Genomic DNA, 1,321 nt, shown 5'->3' on the forward strand with positions numbered 1-1,321 from the left:
GCCGCTCTCTTCCGACGTCGCTTTGTCGGGTCTGAAACGCGTCCTCGCAGAGCGCCCCGGATCGGTCGTCATGGCCGCCGTCGATTGGGAGCAGTGGGGCCGTTTCGAGCCGACAGGAGGTCGATCAATGCGTTTTGCACACCTCACAGGCAAGGATGCTGCCGGTGGCGAATCCCCGCTGAAAGCAGAGTTGACGGCAATGGGCATCGCAGAGCGCGAAGAAATGGCCATGCTGATGCTGACCGAAGCCTTGTCCGGCCCGTTGAAGATGGCGGCCGAACGGATTGATCCTGAACGTTCCCTATCAGACCTGGGGGTGGATTCGTTGATGGCCGTGGAGGTGCAAATTGCCATCAGCTCGGTGTTCTCCGTCGAGTTTTCGACGCTGGAATTGATGCGTGGCAATACCGTCAGCCTGCTGGCCGCCCGGGTATTGGAGCGCATGCAAATCCCGGCAGCGATCTCCTGACCCTGCGGGGCTCCACCACGGCGCAGCCACCTTCCCCTGAAAAAGAGGCTGCGACGTGGCTGCTTCGATGCGGTCTTCTTGCCCATGGGCAGTCTTTTTATCCATAACGCTTCCTAACCATGAACTCACCAGAACGCAATGCCGCGCGCGCCCGCGCCAAAGAAATGATGCAGCGGCATGTTGGCACCCATGCCAGCGCACCCGTGGCATCGACCACCTCAGAGCACCGCCCGCCCGCAGGCCCCGCCAGCTTTGAAAACTTCCCCGGCTACCAGGAGCATTGCCGCCAACGCGACGCATTCGAAAAATTTGGCATGCGCAACCCCTACTTCTCATTGCACGATGGCGTACAGGCCGCCACGGTGGCGGTCAATGGCCGCGAGTACCTGAGCTTCTCGGGCTACAACTACCTGGACCTGGCCAGCCATCCCGCATTGACCAATGCCTCCATCGAGGCCATCCGCCGCTACGGCAGCACCGTGTCTGCCAGCCGCGTGGTCTCCGGCGAGATCGCGTTGCACCAGCAGCTGGAACGCGACATGGCGGACTTTCTGGGCATGGACGATGCCGTCAGCTTCGTCAGCGGCTACGGCACCAACGTCAGCACTTTGGGCCATCTGTTTGGGCCCGGCGATCTGATCGTGCATGACGCACTGATCCACAACTCGCTGATGACCGGCGCACGCCTTTCGGGTGCGCGCCGCATCCCCTATCCGCACAACGACTACGCTGCGTTGGACCGCATTCTGGCCGAAGCCAGCAAGCAGCACCGCCACACCGTCATCGTGACGGAAGGCGTATTCAGCATGGACGGTGATATTGTCGATTTGCCCACACTGGTCGACATCAAGA

2 protein-coding genes are annotated in these 1,321 nt (G+C 61.4%); both read left to right on the forward strand.

Annotated features, from left to right (window positions below):
* The coding region (locus AC097L_RS24690) for an acyl carrier protein (RefSeq protein WP_479589357.1) at window positions 1-469 on the forward strand (469 nt) is incomplete at its 5' end.
* A 119-nt stretch (window positions 470-588) separates the two neighbouring features.
* On the forward strand, window positions 589-1,321 hold a 733-nt coding region (locus AC097L_RS24695), incomplete at its 3' end, for an aminotransferase class I/II-fold pyridoxal phosphate-dependent enzyme (RefSeq protein ID WP_479589358.1).

This window comes from Rhodoferax sp. RT5P35, assembly GCF_056521385.1.